This is a genomic window from Paraplanobispora takensis (assembly GCF_016863195.1).
In the GTDB taxonomy this organism is placed as follows: domain Bacteria; phylum Actinomycetota; class Actinomycetes; order Streptosporangiales; family Streptosporangiaceae; genus Planobispora; species Planobispora takensis.
Window position 1 is genome coordinate 269,787 of record NZ_BOOK01000005.1, and the last position, 23,139, is coordinate 292,925.

Genomic DNA, 23,139 nt, shown 5'->3' on the forward strand with positions numbered 1-23,139 from the left:
CTAGCGGAAGGCGTTACGAGCGCGCGCAACCTCAACAGCCTATCGTGCCCGGCGCGGGGCTTCGCCCGGCGGCGCGGCCGGCGCCACCGGGCGGACGCCCCGAAGGTCAGGAATCGCCCTCGAACATGCTGGTCACCGAGCCGTCGCTGAACACCTCGGTGATCGCCCGGGCGATCAGCGGCGCGATCGACAGCACGGTGAGGCTGTCGAACTTCTTCTCCTCGGGGATGGGCAGCGTGTTGGTGACGATGACCTCGGAGACGCGCGAGTTCTTCAGCCGGTCCACCGCGGGGTCGGAGAAGACGGCGTGGGTGGCGGCCACGACCACGTCGGTGGCGCCCTGCTCGTACAGCGCCTCGGCGGCCTTGCAGATCGTGCCCGCCGTGTCGATCATGTCGTCGATCAGCACGCAGGTGCGGCCTCGCACCTTTCCGACGACCTCGTTCACCTTCACCTGGTTGGCCACGTCGAGGTCGCGGCGCTTGTGGATGAAGGCCAGCGGGGTGCCCAGCGTGTCGGCCCAGCGCTCGGACAGGCGCACGCGGCCGGTGTCGGGGGAGACGACCGTGGTGTTGGCCAGGTCGAGCTTGTCCTTGAGGTAGTTGACCAGCACCGGCATGGCGAACAGGTGGTCCACCGGGCCGTCGAAGAAGCCCTGGATCTGCGAGGTGTGCAGGTCGATCGACATCAGCCGGTCGGCGCCCGCGGTCTTGAACAGGTCGGCCATCAGCCGCGCCGTGATGGGCTCGCGGCCGCGTCCCTTCTTGTCCTGGCGGGCGTAGCCGAAGAAGGGCATGATCACGGTGATCCGCTTGGCGGAGGCGCGCTTGAGCGCGTCCACCATGATCAGCTGCTCCATGATCCACTGGTTGATGGGCTCGGTGTGGCTCTGGATGATGAACGCGTCACTGCCGCGGACCGACTCCTGGTAGCGGGCGTAGATCTCACCGTTGGCGAAGTCGCGCAGAGTGGTCGGGCTCGTCTCGATCCCCAGGTGGGTGGCCACCTCCTCCGCCAGCTCCGGATACGCGCGCCCGGAGAAGAACATCAGCTTCTTCTCGCCGGTCTGCTTGATGCTGTTCATTTGGAGGTGCTCCCCTGCTGCTCTCCGGCCTCGGCGGCCCGCTGCGCCGCCTGCGCCGATCTGGTGCCCGGCCGCTTGCGCACCGTCCACCCTTCAATGTTGCGCTGCCGCGCACGGGCCACACCGATCGCCCCGGGGGGAACGTCGCTGTCGATGACCGAGCCCGCGGCCGTGTAGGCGCCGTCGCCGATGTTCACCGGCGCGACGAGCATGGTGTCGCAGCCCACGAAGGCGTGGTCGCCCACGGTCGTGTGGTGCTTGTCGACGCCGTCGTAGTTGACGAAGATCGAGGAGGCGCCGATGTTCACCCCGGCGCCGAGCGTGGCGTCGCCCACATAGGTGAGGTGGGGCACCTTCGATCCCTCGCCCACCCGGGCGTTCTTCATCTCGACGTAGGTGCCGGCCTTGGCCTTGCGTCCCAGGACGCTGCCGGGGCGCAGGTAGGCGTACGGCCCGACCACGGCCTCGGGGCCGATCTCCGCCTCGACGCACACGGCGTTGCGCACGACCGCGCCCTCGCCGACCACCGTGTCCGTCAGCGTGCAGCCCGGGCCCACCTCCGCGCCCTCGGCGACCGTCGTACGGCCGTGCAGCTGCGTGCCGGGGTGGATCACGGCGTCGCGCTCGAGGGTGACCTCGACGTCCACCCAGGTGCTGTCCGGGTCGATGACCGTGACGCCCGCCCGCATGTGCTCCTCCAGCAGCCGGGAGTTGAGCACCTTGCGTGCGAAGGCGAGCTGGACCCGGTCGTTGACGCCCTCGACCTCGACGTAGTCGGCGGCGACGTGCGCGCCGACCCGGTGACCGTCCTGCCGCAGGATGGACAGGACGTCGGTGAGATACTCCTCACCCTGGGCGTTGGAGGCCGAGACCCGCTTGACCGCGTCGGCCAGCAGCGCCCCGTCGAAGGCGTAGACGCCGGAGTTCATCTCCTTGATCGCCCGCTGCTCCGGGGTGGCGTCCTTCTCCTCCACGATCTCCAGCACGGCCCCGCCGGCGTCGCGGACGATCCGCCCGTATCCGTGGGGGTCGGGGACCTCGGCGGTGAGCACCGTCACGGCGTTGCCGTCCTGCGCGTGGCGCTCCAGCAGCCCGGCGAGCGTGCCCGTGCGCAGCATCGGCGTGTCGCCGTAGGTCACCAGAACGGTGCCGTCGACGGCGCCGGCCGCCTCCAGGACGACCCTGACCGCGTGCCCGGTGCCCTTCTGCTCGGCCTGCACGACGGTCTGCGCGTCGGGACTGGTCTGCGCCAGATGGGCGCCGACCCGTTCCCTCTCGTGACCGATGACAACAATGAGCCGCTCGGGTTCGAGACCTCGAGCGGCGGTGAGCATGTGGTCGACAAGGGTGCGACCGCACAGCTCGTGCAGGATCTTCGGCGTTTTCGACTTCATCCGGGTTCCCTCGCCTGCGGCGAGGACGATGACGGCGGCCGGGCGCGGCACACTCACGGACGAGGCTCCCTCGGCATCGCGGCTGAGACATGACGAAACGGGATGACGTACGGCTACCGCAGGGGCACCGCACCGTCACCCGCTCGACAACGTGAGGATACCTTCCCCCCGGAGAACCCACCCAGTCGGCCAGTCGCCCGCCAAACCGGACACAAGCATCAGCTCCGGCACCAGGACTCGAACCTGGACAACAAGGACCAAAACCTTGGGGGCTGCCAATTACCCAATGCCGGATCACACGGACGGCTCGGCGAGACCATGCTCACAGATCGCGATCGCGGAACACGACCGCAGAGCATCACCGCGGAGCATGACCACAGAGCCGCCTCACCTCTACCTTACCGACAAGCCGGGCGCCCCGCCCCTCCATAGATCAACGTGTCCGCGGCGGACTTCCCCGGCCCGGGCGCCGGTCACACAGTCGGCACAAAGCACTACCCACCGCGATGGATTAGCGATCGCCCGCCCGGGCAGGCGTAGACAAGAGGGTTCTCGCCGCAGGTCAGGAGAATCGTGCCGGAGTCGCGCTCATGTCATAGAAGACGCCGGAATCAGCCATCTCATCCGCTATTGGCGCCTTAGGTATTCCTAACTTACCCTAGCGTAGGTTACGGTTGCGTAGCCAGACAAAAAGGCCCACACCGTCCCGAGTCTCAGAGGTAGCGCATGACGATCATCACGGAACGTCCCTCCCCCGGACCCAAGCCCGACATCGACCCGGAGCCGAAGACCACTCCCGAACTCATCACCTTCGGCGTGGTCGTGGGAGCGCCGCTGGTCGCCCTGGCCGCCGCAGTCCCCCTCGCCTGGGGATGGGGACTGCTGGGCTGGACCGACGTCGCGATCGCCGCCGTCTTCTACGTGGTCTCCGGAATGGGCGTCACCGTCGGTTTCCACCGTTACTTCACCCACGGTTCGTTCAAGGCCAAGCGCCCGCTGAAGCTCGCCCTGGGCATCGCGGGCAGCCTCTCCCTGGAGATGTCGGTTCTGGACTGGGTGGCCACCCACCGCAAGCACCACAAGTTCTCCGACAAGGAGGGCGACCCGCACTCGCCGTGGCGCTTCGGGCCCGGCTTCTGGTCGATGGCCAAGGGCCTGCTCTGGGCGCACATGGGCTGGCTGTTCGAGACCACCCGCGCCAACCGCGAGAAGTACGCCCCCGACCTGGTCAAGGACCCGGACATCATCAAGCTGCACAAGTGGTTCCCGGCTCTGGCGATCTTCTCGATGGCGGCTCCGGCCGTGCTGGGCGGCCTGCTGACCTGGTCGTGGCAGGGCGCGGCGACCGGTTTCTTCTGGGGCACGCTGGTGCGCATCGGCCTGCTCCACCACGTGACCTGGTCGATCAACTCCATCTGCCACGTCTTCGGCGAGGAGACCTTCGAGTCGCGTGACAAGTCGCGCAACGTGTGGTGGCTGGCCATCCCGTCCTTCGGCGAGTCCTGGCACAACCTGCACCACTCCGACCCGACGTGCGCCCGCCACGGCGCGCTGAAGGGGCAGATCGACCTCAGCGCCGGCATGATCCGCTGGTTCGAGAAGTTCGGCTGGGCCCACGACGTACGGTGGCCCACGCCCGAGCGGCTGGCGGCGAAGCGCATCAATAATGCCTGACGAACCGTCTCCGGGGACCGCTCTGGCGGTCCGCGTGACCCCTGCACCCCCCGGCCGGGGCACGACCGCCCCGGCGGTCCCGGCCGGTGCCGTCGCGATCCCCCCGGTGAAAGCCGTTGCCGTTCCGTCGGGGGGAAACGCCATTATTAGACCTGTGAGTGAACCCCGACGACGCATGTCCGGCAAGGAACGCCGCGAGCAGCTGATCCAGATCAGCCGGACCCTGTTCGCGGAGAAAGGGTTCGACGGCACCTCGGTCGAGGAGATCGCGGCCACCGCCAACGTCTCCAAGCCCGTCGTCTACGAGCACTTCGGCGGCAAGGAGGGCGTCTACGCGGTCGTGGTCGACCGGGAGATGCAGAAACTGCTCGGCATGGTGACCGAGGCGCTGTCGGCCTCGCACGCGCTGGTCAAGCTGGAGCGCGCCGCGCTGGCGCTGCTGGCCTACGTGGAGGAGAACAGCGAGGGCTTCCGGATCCTGGTCCGCGACTCCCACGCGGCCTCGGGCACCGGCACCTTCGCGAGCCTGATCAACGACATCGCCAGCCAGGTCGAGGACGTCATGGTCGACGAGTTCGTCATGCGCGGCTACGACCCGAAGCTCGCGCCGATGTACTCCCAGATGCTGGTCGGCATGGTCGCGTTGACCGGCCAGTGGTGGCTGGACGTGCGCAGGCCCGCCCGCGAGGAGGTCGCCGCGCACCTGGTCAACCTGGCCTGGAACGGGCTGACCGGCCTGGACCCGCGCCCCCGGCTGACCGCCGGCTCCCGGGCCGCCGAGGAGCGGCGTCCCCCGCCCGCCCCGCGCCCGACGGAGAAGGAGCTGCGCGAGCGCGAGAAGGCCCGCGAGCGCGAGCTCAAGGAGCAGGAGAAGATCCGCGAGCGCGAGCAGCGCGAGGCCGAGAAGCTCGCCCGCGAACAGGAGAAGGCCCGCCTGCGCGAGCTCAGGGAACAGGAGAAGATCCGCGAGCGCGAGCAGCGCGAGGCCGAGAAGCTCGCCCGCGAACAGGAGAAGGCCCGCCTGCGCGAGCTCAAGGAGCAGGAGAAGATCCGCGAGCGCGAGCAGCGCGAGGCCGAGAAGGCCCGCGTCCAGGAGGCCAGGACGGCAGGTCGGGAGGCCGCACGGCAGGTCAGGTCCCCCGCGGATCACGAAGAAGTTCACTCACTCGAGTAAGCAACAGCACCCGTTGAGACAAAATTAACGTTCCGTTCAACGAAAGCGGGCATTGTGGTCATATGTCCGCCGAACCCGCGCACTCCGCCCCCGAAGGGCCGCCTCTTCCCCAGGAACGCTTCCTCAACCGCGAGGAGAGCTGGCTCCAGTTCAACCAACGCGTCCTGGAGATGGCGGAAGACCCGGCTCTGCCGCTGCTCGAACGGGTCAGGTTCCTGGCGATCTTCGCCAGCAACCTGGACGAGTTCTTCCGGGTCCGGGTGGCGGGGCTGAAACGCCGCATGGCCACCGGCCTGCTGCTGCGCACCAAGAACGGCATGAAGCCGCGCGAGGAGCTGGCCAGGATCGCCGCGATCGCCGACGAGCTGGCGCAGCGGCACGCCGCCTGCTTCCACGAGCGGGTGTGCCCCCAGCTCGCCTCCGAGGGCATCGCGATCGTCCGGTGGGACGACCTGGGCCGCGAGGAGCGCACGGAGATGCGCAAGCTGTTCCGCGAGCGGATCCGGCCGGTGCTGACGCCCCTGGCCGTCGACCCCGCCCACCCCTTCCCCTACATCTCCGGCCTGTCCCTCAACCTGGCCGTGACGGTGCGCAACCCCTCGACCGGTCACACGGTGTTCGCCCGGGTGAAGGTCCCCAGCCGGCTCCCCCGCTTCGTCACCGCCTCCAAGGACCGGTTCGTCCCCTTGGAGGACGTGATCGCGGCCCACCTCGGGCAGCTGTTCAAGGGCATGGAGATCGTCGAGCACCACGTCTTCCGCGTCACCCGCAACGAGGACCTGGACGTCGACGAGGACGTCACCGAGAACCTCATGCAGGCGCTGGAGAAGGAGCTGCTCAAGCGGCGCTTCGGCCCGCCGGTCCGGCTGGAGGTGGAGGACACCATCACCTCCGAGGTGCTCGACCTGCTGGTGGAGGAGCTCGGGGTGGCCGAGCACGAGATCTACCGGCTGCCCGGACCCCTGGACCTGACGGGGCTGCACGCGATCGCCGACCTGGACCGGGGGGAGCTGAGCTTCCGCCCCTTCGTGCCGGCGGAGGTCGTCCACGTCGAGGACGACATCTTCGCCGTGCTGCGGGAGCGCGACGTGCTCCTGCACCACCCCTACGACTCGTTCTCCACGAGCGTTCAGCGCTTCATCGAGCAGGCCGCCGCCGATCCCAGCGTGCTGGCCATCAAGCAGACGCTGTACCGGACCAGCGGCGACTCCCCCATCGTGGACGCCCTGATCGACGCGGCCGAGGCGGGCAAGCAGGTCGTCGTCGTGGTGGAGATCAAGGCGCGTTTCGACGAGCACGCCAACATCAGCTGGGCGCGCAAGCTGGAGCGGGCCGGCTGTCACGTGGTCTACGGCGTGCTCGGGCTCAAGACGCACTGCAAGCTGGCCCTGGTGGTCCGCCAGGAGTCCTCGGGCGAGCTGCGCACCTACTGCCACATCGGCACGGGGAACTACAACCCCAAGACGGCCAGGCTGTACGAGGACCTGGGGCTGCTGACCGCCGACCCGCTGGTCGGCGAGGACGTCACGGACCTGTTCATCCACCTGACCGGCTACTCCAACCACTCGGCCTACCGGCGGCTGCTGGTCGCCCCCCACTCGCTGCGGGGCGGGCTGCTGGCCAGGATCGAGCGGGAGATCTCCCACCAGGAGGCGGGCCGCCCCGCCAGGATCCGCATCAAGACCAACTCCCTGGTGGACCAGCCGGTCATCGACGCGCTCTACCGGGCCTCGCAGGCGGGCGTGCCGGTGGACCTGTGGGTGCGCGGGGTGTGCACGCTGCGGCCGGGCATCCCGGGGCTGTCGGACAACATCAGGGTCAGGAGCGTGCTGGGCCGGTTCCTGGAGCACTCGCGGATCTACGAGTTCGGCCACGGCCGCCGGCCGGAGATCTGGATCGGCAGCGCCGATCTGATGCGCCGCAACCTGGACCGCCGGGTGGAGGCTCTGGTTAAGGTCGTCAGCCAGCAGCAGCGGGTATATCTCAGTGAGCTGCTCGACCGTGCGATGGCGGAGAGCACGACCACATGGTGGCTGAACTCGGACGGGACCTGGACCCGGCACGGCGGTGAGGACCTGCAGAGCCACCTGATCGGCACCCGCCGGTGGAGGACGATCGATGACTGAGCTGGACGTCCATCCCACGGACATGATCCGTGCGGCCGGGGCGGTGGTGTGGCGCGGCGAGGAGAGTTCTCCCGAGCTCGCCCTCGTCCACCGGCCCAAGTACGACGACTGGACCTTCCCCAAGGGCAAGCTGAAGCCGGGCGAGCACGTGATCAGCGGCGCGCTGCGCGAGGTGGCCGAGGAGACCGGGGTCACCGCGGTCCTGGGCCGGTCGCTGCCGCCGATCCACTACATGAAGGGCAGGCGGCTCAAGCGGGTCGACTACTGGGTGGCCCGGGCGGTCGCCGAGGAGTCGCACACCGCGCTCGACGAGGTGGACAAGGTCGTCTGGCTGCCGCTGGAGGAGGCGCGCAGGCGGCTGACCTTCGAGTGGGACGCCGGGCTGATCCGCGCGCTCACCGCGGTCCCGCTGACCACCGTGCCGCTCATCCTGGTCCGGCACGGGGTGGCCGGCTCGCGCCAGGAGTGGGAGGGCGACGACGACCTGCGCCCGCTGGACCATGTCGGCGAGCTGCAGGCCGAGGTGCTGGCGGACACGCTGTACGGCTACCGCCCGGCCGAGCTGGTCAGCTCGCCGAGCAGCCGGTGCGTGCAGACCCTGGAGCCGTACGCCGAGCGGACCGGCCTGGAGATCCGCCGCGATCCCCTGCTGTCGGAGACCGGCTACGACTCGCGGGCCTCGCTCCGGATGGTCTCCAAGGTGCTGACCTCGGACCGGGCGGCGGTGCTGTGCAGCCACGGCAAGGTGCTGCCCGAGCTGATCACCGGGCTCATCGGCCGGCCGGGGGACGTGCACCTGCGCAAGGGCGCGTTCATGGTGCTGCACCGCGCGGACGGCCGGATCGTCGGCGTGGACCGCTACACCACCTGAGAGCGCCACACCGCCCGGACGCCACCCGGACGCCGCCGCCCGGGGACGCGCGGGAGCGCGGCCCCGGCCAGGCGCGGCCTCACAGGAGCTTGGCCACCGACTTCGTCGTCTTCTTCCACACCCTGGGGAAGTCCTCGAAGGCCCGCTCGGCCCCGGCCCGTTCAAGGCCCGTCAGGACGCCGTAGGTGAAGGTGTCCTCCCCGGCGTTCCTGGCCCGCTCGGCCTCGGCGCCCAGCCGCTCCTGAGCCACCACGCCGTCCTGGTGGAGGCCGAGCACCTCCTGTACGGCCTCGGCCCGCTTGGCCAGCTTGGTCATGCCGAGCGCCTCGGCCGTGTAGCGGGCCCGCTTGGCGGCCTTGCGCACCTCGTGCATGGCGGTCTCGCGCTCGCCGGCGTCCTCGACCACCCGGGCGGCGTCGTAGGCCCGGGTGACCCGGCGCCAGCTCTTGGCCGCGACGGCCCCGAGCGTCCCGGCGGGCTTGGCGGCGGCCTTGGTGAGCGGAGGGGCGGCGGCCAGGTCGTCGAGGGCGTCGAGCAGGGCGAAGTAGCGTTCGCCGCCCAGCGCCTCCCGGATCCGCTCGTAGGCCTCCTGCTCCTCGTCGAGCAGGTCGGAGCCCAGCCTGGCCCGGATCGGGCCCCTGATCAGCTCGCCGTCCAGATCGTCGAGGGCGTGGGCGAACCGCTCCCTGATGACCTCCAGGTCGCGCGCGTCGCCGAGGACCGTCCCCAGCCACTTGAGCTCGTCCTGAAGGTTCTCGGTGTTCTCGACGATCGTCCGGAAGGACTTGAGCGCGCTGCGCAGCCGGCGGCAGGCGACGCGCATCTGGTGCACGGCGTCCTCCTCGGCCCGCCGTACCCGGGGGTCCTGGGAGAGCAGGGCGGCGATCTGGGAGGTGAGATAGCCCAGGACGACCTCTCCCGCGCTGCCCTTGCCGGTCCGCGCGATCTTCGGGCGGGGGATCTCCCGGGCGGAGCCCAGGAGGCGGGCCAGCTTGCTGGCCGAGCCGGCGGGGCTCGCCCCGGCCTTGCACAGCCGCTTGCCGACCTTCTCCAGGAACTTCTCGTCGCCTTCGACCAGCTCGGCCTCGACCTCGCGCCAGCGTTCCACGTGCGGCTCGTCGCCGAGCACGGTGCCCTTGACCCGGTCGTCGGCGATCTCCGCCAGCCGCACGCCCGCGCCGTTGCGCAGCTGGGTCACCGAGCGGCGCGTGTCGAGCTCGGCCACCGGCACCAGGGGGGCGCCCCGGGTGTAGGCCAGGACGAGGCCGGCCAGCTCGGGCGGGACGATCCTGATGCTCCGGGTCAGCGGGTGGGTGATCTCCTGCCGGACCCCCTTGGCCTTGGGCAGCTTGAGATGCCAGCCGGGGTCCATGCCGCCCCTGCGCCGGCGCAGGGTGATGCCCCGGGCGGCGAGCCGCAGGTCGGAGGTGTCGAAGTAGATCGCGACGAGCTGATGGGACCGCGGGCCGACGACCTCCTCGCAGCCCGGCAGGCCCTCCATGCCCGGAATCTCGTAGTCCTCAGGGACGTCGAACTTGTCCTCGATCTCCATCGCCACAAGCCCACCCCATTTGACCAGGTGCCCACCGCGTTATCGCAGTATTCAGTGATCCTCCCCTACCCGTCCAGGGCTGGGTTTGTGCGCCACGACGAAGATTCGTCGAAATGGGAAGACCGTGCCGTGCTTCCTGCGCGGATAGGCGTCCCTGAGCAGGAGGGCGTAGTCGCCGAGGAACTCCTCGCGCTCCGGCGGCGGCAGGCGATCGAGCATGGGCCGCAGGGCGGTGCCGCTGACCCAGCCGAGCACGGGGTCGTCCCCCTGAAGGACGTGCGTGTAGACGGTCTCCCAGGCGTCCACCCGGCAGCCGAGCGCGGCCAGCCGCTCCAGGTACTCCACGGGGGTGCCCACCGGCTCGTGCCGGACCAGGTCGCCGAGCCAGTCGAGCCACTTCGTCCGGCACAGGTCGCGCAGCAGCACGTGGCTGGGGGCGTCGAAGTTGCCCGGCACCTGGAAGGCGAGCCACCCGCCCGGGGCGAGCGCCTCGACCCAGCGCGGCAGCAGGTCGCGGTGGTCGGGCACCCACTGCAGGACGGCGTTGCTCACCAGGACGTCCACCGGGCGCTCGGGGCGCCAGGCGCCGACGTCGCCGACGGAGAAGGTCAGCCGGTCCCCCGCCGGCGCTTTCTCGATCATGGCGGGTGAGGAGTCGAAGCCGTGCACCTCGGCCTGCGGCCATCGCCTGGCCAGCTCCGCGGTCAGCTCACCGGTGCCGCATCCCGCGTCGACGACGCGGGAGGGGTTCTCGGCGGCTATTCTGCCGACGAGATCGAAGAACGGGCGCGACCTCTCGTCGGCGTAACGGCCGTAGGTCGCAGGGTCCCACATATCTCTTGACATCAAGATAATTGATATCCGGCGAGATATCTCGATGTCAAGAAAGATAGACTGCGTGTCATGACCCCGCAGCACCCCGAGCGGACCGAGGACGAAGTCGATCGTCTGGTCGCGGCGTGGCGACAGGAACGCCTGGATCTCGACGTCGAGCCGCTCCAGGTGCTCAGCCGCGTCTCCAGGCTCGCCCGCCATCTCGACCGCGCCCGCCGGGCCGCCTTCGCCGAGCACGACCTGGAGAACTGGGAGTTCGACGTGCTCACCGCCCTGCGCCGGGCCGGCTCGCCGTACGAGCTGAGCCCGGGGGCGCTGCTGCGCGCGACCCTGGTGACCTCCGGGACGATGACCAACCGGATCGACCGCCTGGCCGCGGCCGGTCTCGTGCGGCGCCGCCCGGATCCCGAGGACCGGCGCGGCGTGCTGGTCTCGCTGACCGAGGCCGGGCGCAAGAGGGTGGACGGCGCCTTCTCCGACCTGCTGCGCCGCGAGCGCGAACTGCTGGCCGGCCTCGGACAGCATGAACAGCAGACCCTGGCGAGCCTGCTGCGCACGCTACTCATCCCCTTTGACGCGACCGACAACGGAGCGCATTGACCCCCTCTGCCCGCTGACCACGTCCTAAACACATCCGGGAGAGATCGTTTCCGGCCGGGCGCCCCGCCGGAGCGCCGCCTCGGGGGTGCTCCCGGTGCCCGCCGGGCAACCGGGCCGTACGGCGGGCCGGTCACTCGCCGAGACGGTCGGCGACCTCCAGCCACTCGCCCTCGACGGACTCCTTCTCCGCCTGCACGGCCTTGAGGTCGGCGTCCAGCTCGGCCAGGCGGCCGTAGTCGGCGGCGGCCTCGGCCATGGCGTCGTGCAGCTTGGCCTCCCGGCCGCTCAGCTTGTCGAGCTGGCGTTCCAGGCGGGACAGCTCCTTGCGCAGCTCGCGCTCCTCCTTGGCCGACAGGCCCGGCTCCGCCGCGGGGGCGGCCGCGGCGGAGGCGACGGCCGTCCCGGAGGAGGCCGGTCCCGAGGCCGCGCGGGCGGACAGGGCGCCGCCGGCGGCACGCCGCTGGAGGTATTCGTCCACGCCGCCGGGGAGCATCGACAACCTGCCGTCGCCCAGCAGGGCCACGCACCGGTCGGCCACCCGCTCCAGGAAGTAGCGGTCGTGGCTGACCAGGATCAGCGTGCCGGGCCAGCCGTCGAGCAGGTCCTCCAGCTCGTTCAGCGTCTCGATGTCGAGGTCGTTGGTCGGCTCGTCCAGCAGCAGCACGTTCGGGTCGTCCATGAGCAGCCGGAGCAGCTGCAGGCGGCGGCGCTCGCCGCCCGACAGGTCGCCGACGACCTTCCACTGCGCCTCCCCCTTGAAGCCGAGGCGCTCCAGCAGCTGGGAGGCGGTCCACTCCCTCTTGCCGACCTGGATGAACTTGCGGATCTCCTCCACCGTCTCCAGGACCCGGCGCGCGGGGTCGAGCTCGGCCAGCTCCTGCGACAGGTGCGCCAGCCGGACCGTCTTGCCCCGCACGACCTTGCCGGAGTCGGGCTGCACCGTGCCGGCCAGCAGGCGCAGCACCGAGGACTTGCCCGAGCCGTTCACGCCGATCAGGCCGATGCGGTCGCCGGGCCCGAACTGCCAGGTGCAGCCGTCCAGGACCTGCGGGCCCCGGCCGGGACCCCCGGCGTGCAGGGTCACCTCCTCCAGGTCGTAGACCGTACGGCCCAGCCGGGCGGTGGCGAACTTCACCAGCTCGACGCTCTCGCGGGCCGGCGGCTCGTCGGCGATCAGGGCCTGGGCCGCATCGATGCGGAACTTCGGCTTGGAGGTGCGGGCGGGCGGGCCGCGCCGCAGCCAGGCGATCTCCTTGCGCATCAGGTTCTGGCGGCGGGCCTCGGAGGCCGCGGCGATCCGGGCGCGCTCGGCCTTGGCCAGCACGTAGGCGGCGTAACCGCCCTCGTAGCGCTCGACCGCGCCGTCGACGACCTCCCAGGTGCGGGTGGAGACCGCGTCCAGGAACCACCGGTCGTGGGTGACGACCAGCAGCGCGCTCTTGCGCGCCGACAGGTGCCGGGCCAGCCAGTCGATGGCCTCGATGTCGAGGTGGTTGGTCGGCTCGTCGAGGATGATCAGGTCGTGCTCGCCGATGAGCAGCCTGGCCAGCGCCGTACGGCGGCGCTCACCGCCCGACAGGCTCCCGGCCGGGGCCGACAGGTCGACGTCGCCGAGCAGGTTGGCGAGGATCTCGCGGACGCCGGCGTCACCGGCCCACTCGTGCTCGGCCCTGCCCTCCAGGACGATGTCGCCGACCGAGCGCGCCGGGTCCAGGTCGTCGCCCTGGGACAGCACGCCGACGTGCAGGCCCCGGTTGTGCGTGACCCGCCCGGAGTCGGGCCTGAGATTCCCGGCGATCATCGAGATCAGCGTCGTCTTGCCGCCGCCGTTGCGGCCCACCACGCCGATCCGGTCGCCCGCCTCGATGCCGAGGGAGACGTCCTTCAGCAGTGGCTTGGGGCCGTAGGAGTGGGAGACCGACTCAAGGTTGACCAGATTCATCGTCCGACAAGGGTATCCGGTGCCGTACGGCTCCCGCCCCGCGCCGCTGTGCAGCCCGGAACCGCAGCCCGGAACCGCAGCCCGGAACCGCAGCCCGGAACCGCAGCCCGGAACCGGAGCCCGGGAGCGGAGCCCGGAAGCGGAGTGCGCGACGGGCCGGACCGGGCTCACACCACCGTGGGACCCGGGACCGGGCCGTAGGCGGTCAGGACGTCCCGGGCGACCCCCGCCTCCTTCAGCGAGGCGGCCAGCTCGGTGGCGTGCGCCTCGGACTCGGCCAGGAAGGCGCAGGTCGGGCCGGAGCCGGAGACCAGGCCGCCCAGGGCGCCGCAGGCGCGGCCGGCCTGGAGGGTGCGGCCCAGGGACTCGCGCAGCGACAGCGCCGCCGGCTGCAGGTCGTTGCTCAGCTCGGCGCCCAGCGCTCTGGCGTCGCCCGCGCGCAGCGCGGCCAGCAGCGCCTCGCTGGTGCGGGGCAGGGGGACCCCCTGCCCGTCCGCCTCGCGGACGCGGTCGCACTCGCCGTAGACGGTGGCGGTGGACAGGCCGCCGTCGGCGAGGGCGAACACCCAGTGGAACGTTCCGCCGACCTCCACCGGGGTCAGCCGCTCGCCCCGGCCGGTGCCCACGGCGGTGCCGCCCAGCAGCGCGAACGGCACGTCGCTGCCGAGGTCGGCGGCGATCTCCATGAGGTCCTCGGTCGGCAGGCCCAGGCCCCACAGCTCGTTGCAGGCCACCAGGGCCGCCGCGGCGTCGGCGCTGCCGCCGGCCATGCCGCCGGCCACCGGGATCGCCTTGCGGATGGCCAGGCTCACACCGTAGGAGCGGCCCGCGTGCCGGGCCAGCGCGACGGCGGCCCGGATGGCGAGGTTGTCGCCGTCCTCCGGCACCTGGTCGGCGGACTCGCCCTCGACCCGGACGCTCATCCCGGTCTCCGCGACGGCCGTGACCTCGTCGAAGACGGAGACGGCGTGGAAGACGTTCACCAGGTCGTGGTAGCCGTCGTCCCGGAGCGGGCCGACCGCCAGTTGCAGGTTGACCTTGGCCGGAACGCGCACGGTCACGGAGTTCATGCGTCCCCCCACGGCACGCTCGCTAGTCACGGTGTCCGATCGTAACGGGATCGCCCTCGCGCCCACGCCAACCCCACAGCGAATCCCGCCATGTGCGGCGAATCCCGCTATGCGCGGTTCTCTGCGATCCGGGCGAAATCCTGGACCGTGAGCTGCTCGCCCCGCGCCGACGGGTCGACCCCGGCCGCGCGCAGGGCCTGCTCGGCGGCGGCGGCCGTACCGGCCCAGGAGGCCAGGGCGGCGCGCAGCGTCTTGCGGCGCTGGGCGAAGGCGGCGTCCACGACGGCGAAGACCTCCTGCCGGGTGGCCCGGGTGGACGGGGGCTCGCGACGGGTCATCGCGACCAGCCCGGAGTCGACGTTGGGCACCGGCCAGAAGACCGTACGGCCCACCGGACCGGCCCGGCGCACGTCGGCGTACCAGGCCGCCTTGACCGAGGGGACGCCGTAGATCTTCGAGCCCGGTGCGGCGGCCAGCCGGTCGGCGACCTCGGCCTGGACCATGACCAGGATGTTCCGGAGCGAGGGCAGGGTCTCCAGCAGGTGCAGCACCACCGGCACCGAGACGTTGTAGGGCAGGTTGGCCACCAGCGCGGTCGGCTTGTCCTCGGGCAGTTCCTCCGGCCGGACGCGCATGGCGTCGGCGGGCACCACGGTGAGCCGGTCGGCCAGCTCGGGGGCGCGCTCGGCGACCGTCAGCGGGAGCTGGGCGGCGAGGACCGGATCGATCTCCACCGCGACCACCGCCCGGACCTCGGGCAGCAGCGCCAGGGTCAGCGAGCCCAGACCGGGCCCGACCTCGATGACCACGTCGTCGGGGCGGAGCTCGGCCACCCGGACGATCCGGCGGACCGTACCGCCGTCGATCACGAAGTTCTGGCCGAGCTTCTTCGTCGGACGAATGTCGAGCTTATCCGCCAAATTACGTATTTCTACCGGCCCCAGAAGGCTCATGCTTGTTCCTCGTCCACCGGCGCGAAACCCGTCCCCGACCGGTCCCAGAACCCCCGGCCACACTCCTCGACCATCTTCTCCCCCCAAGCCATCCAACAAGTTTCGCGCATCGAACGCCATGTGACGACGCATCATGGACACGGGAGGTTCCGTTATGGATACCGTTACCCCACGGGGGATGACCGGAGAGGAAGGGGAGTTCCCCGGTGGACAGGACGTGAACCAGCCCGGTGTCGGGGGACTGCGCGCCGGCGATCCCGAGCAGATCGGGCCGTATCGCCTGCTGGGCCGCCTCGGTGAGGGCGGCATGGGCACCGTTTACCTCGCCCTGGCGCCGACGGGGCGGCCGGTGGCGGTCAAGGTGGTCAAGGCGGAGTTCGCCGTCGAAGAGGGCTTCGCGGCGCGCTTCCACGCGGAGGTCGACAACGCCCGCCGCGTGGCCTCCTTCTGCACGGCCCAGGTGCTCGACAACGGCAACGACGGCAGCGGCCGTCCCTACATGGTGACCGAGTACATCGCGGGCACCCCCCTGTCCCGCCAGATCTCCCAGCACGGCGCGCTCGAACCCGGGCCGCTGCACGGCGTGGCCCTCGGGGTCGCCGCCGCGCTGGCCGCGATCCACGTGGCCGGGCTGGTCCACCGGGACCTCAAGCCCGCCAACGTGATCCTGTCCATGTCCGGGCCGCGGGTGATCGACTTCGGCATCGCCCGGGCGCTGGACTCCACCTCCGGCTTCACCAAGTCGGGCGAGGTGCTCGGCAGCCCCGGCTGGTGGGCCCCCGAGCAGGTGCGCGGCCAGGAGATCACCCCGGCCGCCGACGTGTTCGCCTGGGGCTGCCTGGTCGCCTACGCCGGCAACGGCCGCCACCCCTACGGCCGGGGCGACATGATCACCATGGCCACCCGGCTGCTCAACAGCCCGCCCGACCTGGGCGCGCTGCCCGCGCCGCTGAACGACCTGGCCCGCCGGGCCACCGCGATGGACCCCTATCAGCGCCCCACCGCCCAGGACCTGCTGATCGCCCTCGTCGGCGGCGGGATCGCGGCCCCGTCGGCGCAGCGGCCCGCCGACCCGCCGACGCTGATCGCCACCGACGTGCTCAACGAGTCGTGGCAGCCCCCGCCCAACGTGGAGCCCGACTCCACCCGGACGCTCGGAACCCTCGGCGCCCTGGGCCCCGACACCGTCCCGCCGCCCCCGTACCCCTGGACGACCGGCCCCACCCCCTCCGGCCCCGAGGGCGCCCAGACCACGCCCACTCCCCCGCCCGGGCTCTCCCCCGCCCCGGCGACCCCCGTGCCCGGCTCCGGCGCCTTCACCGCCCCGGCCGGTCCGGGCGCCCCGCAGGAGCACGACTCCCCGCCCCCGCGGGGGGCCTCCTCCGGTCCGCGGGCCCTGTCCGTCTCCGACACCTCACCGGGCTCGGTGCGCTCGTCCGATCTCCGGGGCCGGGCCCCGGCACCGGAGATCCCCCCCGACATCCTGCCCGGCATCCCCGCCACGATCCCGCCCGGCCCGCCCGCCCGGGAGAGCCGGCGGAACTGGATCATCGCCGGGATCGCCGCGGTGCTCGCGCTGGCGGTGACCGCGGTCGTGCTGCTCAACATCGGCCAAGAGCGCGGGCGCCGGGAGCCCCCGCCGCCCACCCCGACCGGCCTCACCGACGTCGGCCGCCCGGTCGCGCTCGGCTCCCCCATCGAGGACCCGCAGTTGCTGATCCCCCGCTCCCCGGCCTGCGGCCTGGTCTCCTACCAGGGCGCCAGGCCGTCGCAGGGCCAGTTCTGCGTGGTCCGCTGGACCCTGCTCAACACCGGCGGGAAGCTGGTCGCGCTCGGCCGCGACCCTCTCGTCCTGGTCGACGACCGGGGACAGTCCCACACCCCCAAGCCGGTCACCGAGGGCCTGCCCAGCGCCCTGGTCCCCGGCGAGAGAGTGGACGGCGTGCTCGTCTACGACCTGCCCCCGGTCCGCAAACCGGCCAAACTGACCGGCCAGGTGATCGAGGGCGGCGAGAAGATCGAGGTGAGGCTGTCATGAGATCCCTGCTCTCCCTCCTGCTCGCCGCCGCGCTCCCGCTGACCGCCTCGGCCCCGCCCTTCCCCGCTTCCGCGCACGCCTCCGCCCCGTCCTCCGCCGCCTGCACCTCGGCCGAGGGCAGCGACTTCGACGGCGACGGGGTGGACGACAGCGCGGTCGGCGACCCGTTCGCGGACACCGTGCGGGCCGAGAGCTCCGGGGCCGTGCACGTATTGTCGGGCCGCAGCGGCGGCGGCACGGTCGTGACCGCCGCCGAGCCCGCCGCGGGCGACGGCTTCGGCTGGTCGGTGCAGCTGGCCCACCTCGACGACGACCGCTGCGCCGACCTGCTGGTCGGCGCCCCCTACGCCGACGTGCAGGGCCGAGAGGACGCCGGCGCCGTCTACGCGATCTACGGCGGGGGGTCGCAGCGCGAGCCCGTGCGCCTGATCGCCCCCGAGCCCGAGGCCGACGCCCACTTCGGCTGGTCGGTGACCGCGCGCGGACCCCTGGTCGCCATCGGGGCGCCGCACGAGAACGACGGCGGGGTGGCCGACGCCGGCGCCGTCTACCTGGCCGGCGCCGACGCGCTGACCACCCTGCGGCGCGTCTCCCAGAACACCGACGGCGTCACCGGCAACGCCGAGGTCGGCGACATGTTCGGCTGGGCGGTGGAGCTCGGCAAGCTGGGCGGGGACGCCGGCGAGCTCGACCTCGCGATCGGCCTGCCGTACGAGAACGACGACGGCCTGGGCGTGCAGGTCGGCGAGGGCAAGCTCGACTCGGGGGCGATCGGGATCCTGTTCGACGTGGCCGAGAACACCGGCAAGCAGGTCAGCAAGAAGTGGGACCTGCGGGAGATCACCGAGGCCGAGGCCGGTGACCGGTTCGGCTACTCCCTGGCCTACGGCGAGGAGGGCGACACCTCCTACCTCGCGGTGGGCGCGCCCCTCGGCGACGGCGGGCCGGTGAAGAACTCCGGCCTGGTCCAGCTCTTCCAGGCCTCCAGCACCGCGGAGATCACCCCGGCCGCCACCTTCCACCGCGACCGCGAGGGGGTCGCCGGCGACGGCTACGGCTACGCCGTGGCGTTCAGCGAGGGCGGGGGCCTGCGGCTGGCCGTGGGGATCCCCTTCGCCGGGTCCGGCAGGACCGGCGCCGTAAACCTGATCACCGTGGGCGATCCCGACCAGACCCGGCTGGTGACCGGAGAGAGCGCCGGCGAGCGCTTCGGCTGGTCGGTGGCCTCCGCCGGGAACAAGCTGGTCGTCGGCGCCCCCGACCGCGAGGGCTCGGGAGGCGCGGCGCTGCTGGGCCGCAACGACGGCGCCGTCACCCCGGTCGCTCCGGGCGCGGGGCAGTTGCCCGTCCTCGACGGCGGGGCCTCGGTCGACTTCGGGGCGGCCGTCGGCTAGATCCCGCCCTCCCCCTCAAGACCCCCTGTCCTCCGGTGATGCGTCGTCGGCGGAGGGCAGGGTTCCACCTCGGGCGCCCCGCCCCGTCGCGGTTCCCCGGAGCCGGTTCTCCGGAGCCGGTTCTCCGGAGCCGGTCGGGGCGGGGCGCCACCGGGACACCGGGCGGGTCACCAGGCGCCGAAGACGCTCTCCCCGTTGGCGCGGATCGCCGAGGCCAGCTCGTCGGGGTCCATCCCCTTGACCTCGGCCAGGCAGCGCACGATCAGCGGGATGAGATAGGGCGCGTTCGGCTTGCCCCGGTGCGGGACCGGCGGCAGGTACGGCGCGTCGGTCTCGACGAGGATCAGCTCCTTGGGCGCCGTCTCGGCCGCCTCGCGCAGGTAGCCGGCGTTCTTGTAGGTGACCGGGCCGGAGAAGGACATGAAGTAACCGGCCTCGGCGCACCTGGCGGCCATCTCGGCGTCACCGGAGAAGCTGTGGAAGACCACGACGTCCGGGGCCCCCTGGCCGGCGAGTACGCGCAGCACGTCGTCGTGGGCGTCCCGGTCGTGGATCACCAGCGCCTTGCCGGTCCGCTTGGCGATCTCGATGTGCGCCCGGAAGGAGGCGTGCTGGTCGTCCTTGGAGGCCCAGTCGCGGTAGTAGTCGAGGCCCGTCTCGCCCACCGCCCTGACCTGCGGCTCGCCCGCCAGCTCCTCGATCTCGGCCAGGACCTCGGGGATGGCGGCGTGCGCCTCGTTGGGGTGGATCGCCACCCCGGCGTAGACGTCGCGGTGGATGCGGGCGACGTCGGCGTTCCACCGCGAGGAGGCCAGGTCGTAGCCGATCGTGACCAGCCGGGCCACCCCGACGCTCCGGGCCTGCTCGACGATCCGCTCCACGCTGGCCGCGGCGGCCTGGGCCGCCAGCGCGACGGGATCGCCGGAGGAGGCCTGGCGGTCGCCCACCATGATGTCGAGATGGCAGTGGCTGTCGAACACTTCGCCGGTCAACGGCTCCGGCGCGGCTGGCATCGTGGTCACACGGCCCAACCTACCGGCAGCCGGTCGGGCGGCGTCCTGAGAGCCCGTCGCCGCCGCCGGAGAGCGCACCGCCGTACGGCGACCGCCCGGACCCGGAAGATCCGCCCGCCCGGGCCGGGAGGACCCGCACCGCCCGGACCCAGGAGAACCCACCTGTCCGGGCCGGGAGGACCCGCACCGCCCTGACCGCGATGGTCCGGGCGGCCGTACGGCTCCCGCGGGCTACTCGCCCAGGCGGGCGAGCTCCTCGTCGACGATCTTGGGGTCGAGCTTGCGGAACAGCGGGGTCGGCGGGGCCAGCGGGGTGCCGGGCCGGATCGGGGCGGACTCCCAGCGGGCGGCGCCCTCGTCGTAGGAGCCGGTGATGACCGGGTAGGCGCGGCCGGTCTCCTCGGCGCCCTCCTCGACCTCGCGCAGCTCCGGCATGCCGGACCAGACCCCGTTGCCGCCGAGCATCGCGTAGATCTTGTTGGAGGAGTTGGGCAGGAACGGCGTCAGCAGGGTCTTGGCGTCGTCGACCACCTGCAGGGCGACGTGCAGGATGGACTTGACCCGCTCGGGGTCGTCCTTGAGCTTCCAGGGCTCCTGCTCGGCGAGGTATTTGTTCGCCTCGCGCACGACGTCGAAGGCGCCGTTGATCGCGTTCTTGAACCGGGAGCGGTTCAGGTCGGCGCCCACCGGGGCGAAGGCCGCGCGGGAGCGTTCGAGCAGCGCCCGGTCGGCGTCGGTCAGGTCGCCCGCCTCGGGGATCGCGCCGAAGTTCTTGGCGGCCATCGAGATCGAGCGGTTGACCAGGTTGCCCCAGGCCGCCACCAGCTCGCCGTTGTTGCGGTTGAGGAACTCCGACCAGGTGAAGTCGGTGTCCTGGTTCTCGGGGCCGGCGACCGCGATGTAGTAGCGCAGGGCGTCGGCGTCATAGCGCTCCAGGAAGTCGCGCACGTAGATGACGACCTGGCGGGAGGAGGAGAACTTGCGCCCCTCCATGGTCAGGAACTCGCTGGAGACGACCTCGGAGGGCAGGTTCAGCGCGCCCAGCGCGCCGGGCTTGCCGTCGCGCGCGCCCTGGCCGTTGTAGCCGAGCAGCAGGGCGGGCCAGATCTCGGCGTGGAAGACGATGTTGTCCTTGCCCATGAAGTAGTAGCCGCGGGCGTCGGGGTTCTGCCACCACTGCCGCCAGGCGTCCGGGTCGCCGGAGCGCCGGGCCCACTCGATGGAGGCGCTGAGATAGCCGATGACCGCGTCGAACCAGACGTACAGCCGCTTGTTGGCCTGGTCGCTCCAGCCCTCCAGCGGGATCGGCACGCCCCAGTCGAGGTCGCGGGTGATCGCCCGGGGCTGCATGTCGCCGAGCAGGTTGAGGGCGAACTTCAGCACGTTCGGCCGCCACTGGCCCTGCTTGGACTGCAGCCACGAGCCCAGCACCTCGGAGAAGGCCGGCAGGTCGAGCATGAAGTGCTCGGTCTCCACGAAGACCGGCTTCTCGCCGTTGATCCGGCTGACCGGGTTGACCAGCTCGATCGGGTCGAGCTGGTTGCCGCAGTTGTCGCACTGGTCGCCGCGGGCGCCGTCGTAGCCGCAGATCGGGCAGGTGCCCTCGATGTAGCGGTCGGGCAGGGTCCGGCCGGTGGACGGCGAGATCGCGCCCATCGTGGTCTTGGGGAAGATGTAGCCGTTGTCGTAGAGCCCCTTGAAGACCTCCTGGACGACGGCGTAGTGGTTGTCCGTCGTCGTCCGGGTGAACAGGTCGTAGGACAGGCCCAGGGCCGTCAGATCCTCGGCGATCACCCGGTTGTAGCGGTCGGCGACCTCGCGGACGCCCAGGCCCTCCTTGTCGGCCTGCACCTGGATGGGCGTGCCGTGCTCGTCGGTCCCGGAGACCATCAGGACCTTGTTGCCCGCCATCCGCTGGTAACGGCTGAAGACGTCGGACGGCACGCCGAATCCGGAGACGTGCCCGATGTGGCGGGGGCCGTTGGCGTAGGGCCATGCGACCGCGGTCAGGATGTGCTGGGACATGCCCCTAAGCCTAGGGCCTGTCGCCTGTGAATCTTGTGCCTACCCGCGAGACACCCGGACTCCGCTCAGGCGGTGCTGCTCTTGCGGCTGCCGTCGCTCTCCCGGCCGCTCCCGTCCTCCATGGCCGCGACCTCGCTCTCCAGGGCCGCCACCACCTCGTTCTCCAGGTTGACGGCCTCGGCCGCCTCCTCCGCGGCGGAGGCCGCCACGTCGATCGGCGTCTCCCGGGTGCGGCGGATGCCCAGGATGCTGATGAACAGCGCCGCGAAGATGGTCTGGAAGCTCATGACGAGGGCGGTCGCCGAGGGCACGACGAGGCGCAGCGACTCCGAGGGGATCAGCGGGCCGAAGCTGCGCGTCTGCCAGTGCACCAGCGAGGCCACCAGGCCGCCCAGACCGGCCAGGGCCAGCAGGCCGCCGACGACCAGGCCCTTCTCCAAGGAGACGATGTCGACGAGCTTGCGCACCCGCCGGTCCTCGGGCAGGAAGCCCTCCTCGGCGGCGTACACCTTCGTGAACAGGGCGAACAGCACCGCCTGGAAGCCGATCACCACCATGGCGGAGGCGCCGACCAGCGTGTCGACGTCGAAGGCGAGCTTGCCGATGTAGACCGGGCCGAAGGTCAGGGCGGTGCCCGCGACCAGGCCGAGGGTCATCAGGACCAGGCCGGGGATGAAGAACAGCCAGCGGGGGCTGTACAGCAGCAGGAAGCGCAGGTGGCGCCAGCCGTCGCGCCAGGAGCGCAGGTGCGGGGGCCGGCTGCGCCCGTCGGGCGACAGCGTGGTGGGCACCTCGCGCACGTCCAGCCCGGACAGCGTCGAGCGCACCACCATCTCGCTGGCGAACTCCATGCCGCCGGTCTGGAGCCCCAGCTTCAGGATCGAGTCGCGCCGGAAGCCCCGCAGGCCGCAGTGGAAGTCGCCGATGGCGCTGGGGAAGAACAGCCGGCCGATGAAGGACAGCACCGGGTTGCCGAGATAGCGGTGGAGCGGGGGCATCGCGCCCGGCGCGATGCCGCCCTTGAAGCGGTTGCCCATCACCAGGTCGGCGCCGTCGCGCAGCTGCTCCACGAACGGCAGCAGCGCGGTGAAGTCGTAGGAGTCGTCGGCGTCGCCCATGATGACGTACTTGCCGCGGGCGGCGCGGATGCCGCCCATGAGGGCGTTGCCGTACCCCTTGGCGTCGACGTGCACGACCCTGGCCCCGGCGTCGCGGGCGAGCTGCTGCGATCCGTCGGTGCTGCCGTTGTCGGCGATCAGCACCTCTCCGTCGATTCCATGTTCGCGCATGCAGGCCAGGGCCTTGCGCACGCAGGTCTCCACGGTCTCCGCCTCGTTGAGGCAGGGCATGACCACGGTCAGTTCCACGTCTCGAACCCTTCGATCACGGCACGGG

General features: G+C 71.5%; 17 protein-coding genes and 1 tRNA gene. 7 read left to right on the plus strand and 11 right to left on the minus strand.

What is annotated here, in order from left to right; all coding sequences use genetic code 11:
- Positions 1-106: 106 nt before the first annotated feature.
- The 3 genes from Pta02_RS05510 to Pta02_RS05520 all read right to left on the minus strand — a co-directional run bounded on the left by Pta02_RS05510 (position 107) and on the right by Pta02_RS05520 (position 2,772).
- The gene (locus Pta02_RS05510; RefSeq protein ID WP_203873548.1) at positions 107-1,084 is read right to left on the minus strand and encodes a ribose-phosphate diphosphokinase; all 978 of its coding nucleotides are present in this window, start codon (positions 1,082-1,084) and stop codon (positions 107-109) included.
- On the minus strand, positions 1,081-2,535 hold the full coding sequence (gene glmU / locus Pta02_RS05515) for a bifunctional UDP-N-acetylglucosamine diphosphorylase/glucosamine-1-phosphate N-acetyltransferase GlmU (protein ID WP_203873549.1): 1,455 nt from the start codon (positions 2,533-2,535) through the stop codon (positions 1,081-1,083). Before glmU ends, Pta02_RS05510 begins: the two co-directional genes overlap by 4 nt.
- 165 nt (positions 2,536-2,700) lie before the next feature.
- Positions 2,701-2,772: transfer RNA gene (locus tag Pta02_RS05520), tRNA-Gln, on the minus strand.
- Between the two features lie 432 nt (positions 2,773-3,204).
- On the opposite strand from Pta02_RS05520, the gene Pta02_RS05525 reads away from it, so the two are divergent.
- The 4 genes from Pta02_RS05525 (at position 3,205) to Pta02_RS05540 (ending at position 8,323) form a co-directional block, all read left to right on the plus strand.
- On the plus strand, positions 3,205-4,152 hold the full coding sequence (locus Pta02_RS05525) for an acyl-CoA desaturase (RefSeq protein WP_203873550.1): 948 nt from the start codon (positions 3,205-3,207) through the stop codon (positions 4,150-4,152).
- 154 nt (positions 4,153-4,306) lie between these two features.
- Positions 4,307-5,326 (plus strand): TetR family transcriptional regulator, encoded by a 1,020-nt coding sequence (locus Pta02_RS42255; protein WP_239129643.1) that lies wholly within the window; start codon positions 4,307-4,309, stop codon positions 5,324-5,326.
- A gap of 62 nt (positions 5,327-5,388) precedes the next feature.
- Positions 5,389-7,452 carry an RNA degradosome polyphosphate kinase gene (locus Pta02_RS05535; RefSeq protein WP_203873551.1) on the plus strand — a complete coding sequence of 688 codons (2,064 nt, stop codon included), beginning with the start codon at positions 5,389-5,391 and terminating at the stop codon, positions 7,450-7,452.
- Positions 7,445-8,323, plus strand: a complete 879-nt coding sequence (locus Pta02_RS05540) for an NUDIX hydrolase (RefSeq protein ID WP_203873552.1) — start codon at positions 7,445-7,447, stop codon at positions 8,321-8,323. Before Pta02_RS05535 ends, Pta02_RS05540 begins: the two co-directional genes overlap by 8 nt.
- Before the next feature lie 79 nt (positions 8,324-8,402).
- Here Pta02_RS05540 and Pta02_RS05545 read toward each other — a convergent pair whose 3' ends face one another.
- On the minus strand, positions 8,403-9,875 hold the full coding sequence (locus Pta02_RS05545) for a CYTH and CHAD domain-containing protein (RefSeq protein WP_239129696.1): 1,473 nt from the start codon (positions 9,873-9,875) through the stop codon (positions 8,403-8,405).
- 51 nt (positions 9,876-9,926) lie between these two features.
- Entirely contained in the window at positions 9,927-10,721 is a 795-nt protein-coding gene (locus tag Pta02_RS05550; RefSeq protein WP_239129644.1) for a trans-aconitate 2-methyltransferase, read from the minus strand.
- 57 nt (positions 10,722-10,778) lie between these two features.
- On the opposite strand from Pta02_RS05550, the gene Pta02_RS05555 reads away from it, so the two are divergent.
- Positions 10,779-11,309: a MarR family winged helix-turn-helix transcriptional regulator gene (locus tag Pta02_RS05555; RefSeq protein ID WP_203873554.1), complete on the plus strand. Its 531-nt coding sequence runs from the start codon at positions 10,779-10,781 to the stop codon at positions 11,307-11,309.
- Positions 11,310-11,439: 130 nt separating this feature from the next.
- On the opposite strand, the gene Pta02_RS05560 is transcribed toward Pta02_RS05555, so the two are convergent.
- The 3 genes from Pta02_RS05560 to rsmA form a co-directional block, all read right to left on the minus strand.
- A complete protein-coding gene (locus Pta02_RS05560) occupies positions 11,440-13,251 on the minus strand; it encodes an ABC-F family ATP-binding cassette domain-containing protein (RefSeq protein WP_203873555.1) in 1,812 nt (603 codons plus the stop codon).
- 167 nt (positions 13,252-13,418) lie between these two features.
- On the minus strand, positions 13,419-14,321 hold the full coding sequence (locus Pta02_RS05565; protein ID WP_203873621.1) for a 4-(cytidine 5'-diphospho)-2-C-methyl-D-erythritol kinase: 903 nt from the start codon (positions 14,319-14,321) through the stop codon (positions 13,419-13,421).
- A gap of 107 nt (positions 14,322-14,428) precedes the next feature.
- Positions 14,429-15,274: a 16S rRNA (adenine(1518)-N(6)/adenine(1519)-N(6))-dimethyltransferase RsmA gene (gene rsmA / locus Pta02_RS05570; RefSeq protein ID WP_203873556.1), complete on the minus strand. Its 846-nt coding sequence runs from the start codon at positions 15,272-15,274 to the stop codon at positions 14,429-14,431.
- A gap of 178 nt (positions 15,275-15,452) precedes the next feature.
- On the opposite strand from rsmA, the gene Pta02_RS05575 reads away from it, so the two are divergent.
- Together Pta02_RS05575 and Pta02_RS05580 are read left to right on the plus strand one after the other, a co-directional pair.
- The gene (locus tag Pta02_RS05575; RefSeq protein ID WP_203873557.1) at positions 15,453-17,312 is read left to right on the plus strand and encodes a serine/threonine-protein kinase; all 1,860 of its coding nucleotides are present in this window, start codon (positions 15,453-15,455) and stop codon (positions 17,310-17,312) included.
- Positions 17,309-18,706 (plus strand): FG-GAP repeat protein, encoded by a 1,398-nt coding sequence (locus Pta02_RS05580; RefSeq protein ID WP_203873558.1) that lies wholly within the window; start codon positions 17,309-17,311, stop codon positions 18,704-18,706. Before Pta02_RS05575 ends, Pta02_RS05580 begins: the two co-directional genes overlap by 4 nt.
- 167 nt (positions 18,707-18,873) lie before the next feature.
- On the opposite strand, the gene Pta02_RS05585 is transcribed toward Pta02_RS05580, so the two are convergent.
- The 3 genes from Pta02_RS05585 to Pta02_RS05595 all read right to left on the minus strand — a co-directional run bounded on the left by Pta02_RS05585 (position 18,874) and on the right by Pta02_RS05595 (position 23,111).
- Positions 18,874-19,719 (minus strand): TatD family hydrolase, encoded by an 846-nt coding sequence (locus tag Pta02_RS05585; protein ID WP_203873622.1) that lies wholly within the window; start codon positions 19,717-19,719, stop codon positions 18,874-18,876.
- A gap of 231 nt (positions 19,720-19,950) precedes the next feature.
- On the minus strand, positions 19,951-21,744 hold the full coding sequence (gene metG, locus Pta02_RS05590; protein WP_203873559.1) for a methionine--tRNA ligase: 1,794 nt from the start codon (positions 21,742-21,744) through the stop codon (positions 19,951-19,953).
- Positions 21,745-21,809: 65 nt separating this feature from the next.
- On the minus strand, positions 21,810-23,111 hold the full coding sequence (locus tag Pta02_RS05595) for a glycosyltransferase (protein ID WP_203873560.1): 1,302 nt from the start codon (positions 23,109-23,111) through the stop codon (positions 21,810-21,812).
- Between the last annotated feature and the right edge of the window lie 28 nt (positions 23,112-23,139).

Bases quoted from the DNA above. Each gene is read 5' to 3' on its own strand.
- Pta02_RS05510 (WP_203873548.1), bottom strand. From the start codon at position 1,084: ATGAACAGCATCAAGCAGACCGGCGAGAAGAAGCTGATGTTCTTCTCC.
- Pta02_RS05525 (WP_203873550.1), top strand. From the start codon at position 3,205: ATGACGATCATCACGGAACGTCCCTCCCCCGGACCCAAGCCCGACATC.
- Pta02_RS05535 (WP_203873551.1), top strand. From the start codon at position 5,389: ATGTCCGCCGAACCCGCGCACTCCGCCCCCGAAGGGCCGCCTCTTCCC.
- Pta02_RS05540 (WP_203873552.1), top strand. From the start codon at position 7,445: ATGACTGAGCTGGACGTCCATCCCACGGACATGATCCGTGCGGCCGGG.
- Pta02_RS05545 (WP_239129696.1), bottom strand. From the start codon at position 9,875: ATGGAGATCGAGGACAAGTTCGACGTCCCTGAGGACTACGAGATTCCG.
- Pta02_RS05550 (WP_239129644.1), bottom strand. From the start codon at position 10,721: ATGTCAAGAGATATGTGGGACCCTGCGACCTACGGCCGTTACGCCGAC.
- Pta02_RS05555 (WP_203873554.1), top strand. From the start codon at position 10,779: ATGACCCCGCAGCACCCCGAGCGGACCGAGGACGAAGTCGATCGTCTG.
- Pta02_RS05560 (WP_203873555.1), bottom strand. From the start codon at position 13,251: ATGAATCTGGTCAACCTTGAGTCGGTCTCCCACTCCTACGGCCCCAAG.
- Pta02_RS05565 (WP_203873621.1), bottom strand. From the start codon at position 14,321: ATGAACTCCGTGACCGTGCGCGTTCCGGCCAAGGTCAACCTGCAACTG.
- rsmA (WP_203873556.1), bottom strand. From the start codon at position 15,274: ATGAGCCTTCTGGGGCCGGTAGAAATACGTAATTTGGCGGATAAGCTC.
- Pta02_RS05575 (WP_203873557.1), top strand. From the start codon at position 15,453: ATGACCGGAGAGGAAGGGGAGTTCCCCGGTGGACAGGACGTGAACCAG.
- Pta02_RS05580 (WP_203873558.1), top strand. From the start codon at position 17,309: ATGAGATCCCTGCTCTCCCTCCTGCTCGCCGCCGCGCTCCCGCTGACC.
- Pta02_RS05585 (WP_203873622.1), bottom strand. From the start codon at position 19,719: ATGCCAGCCGCGCCGGAGCCGTTGACCGGCGAAGTGTTCGACAGCCAC.
- metG (WP_203873559.1), bottom strand. From the start codon at position 21,744: ATGTCCCAGCACATCCTGACCGCGGTCGCATGGCCCTACGCCAACGGC.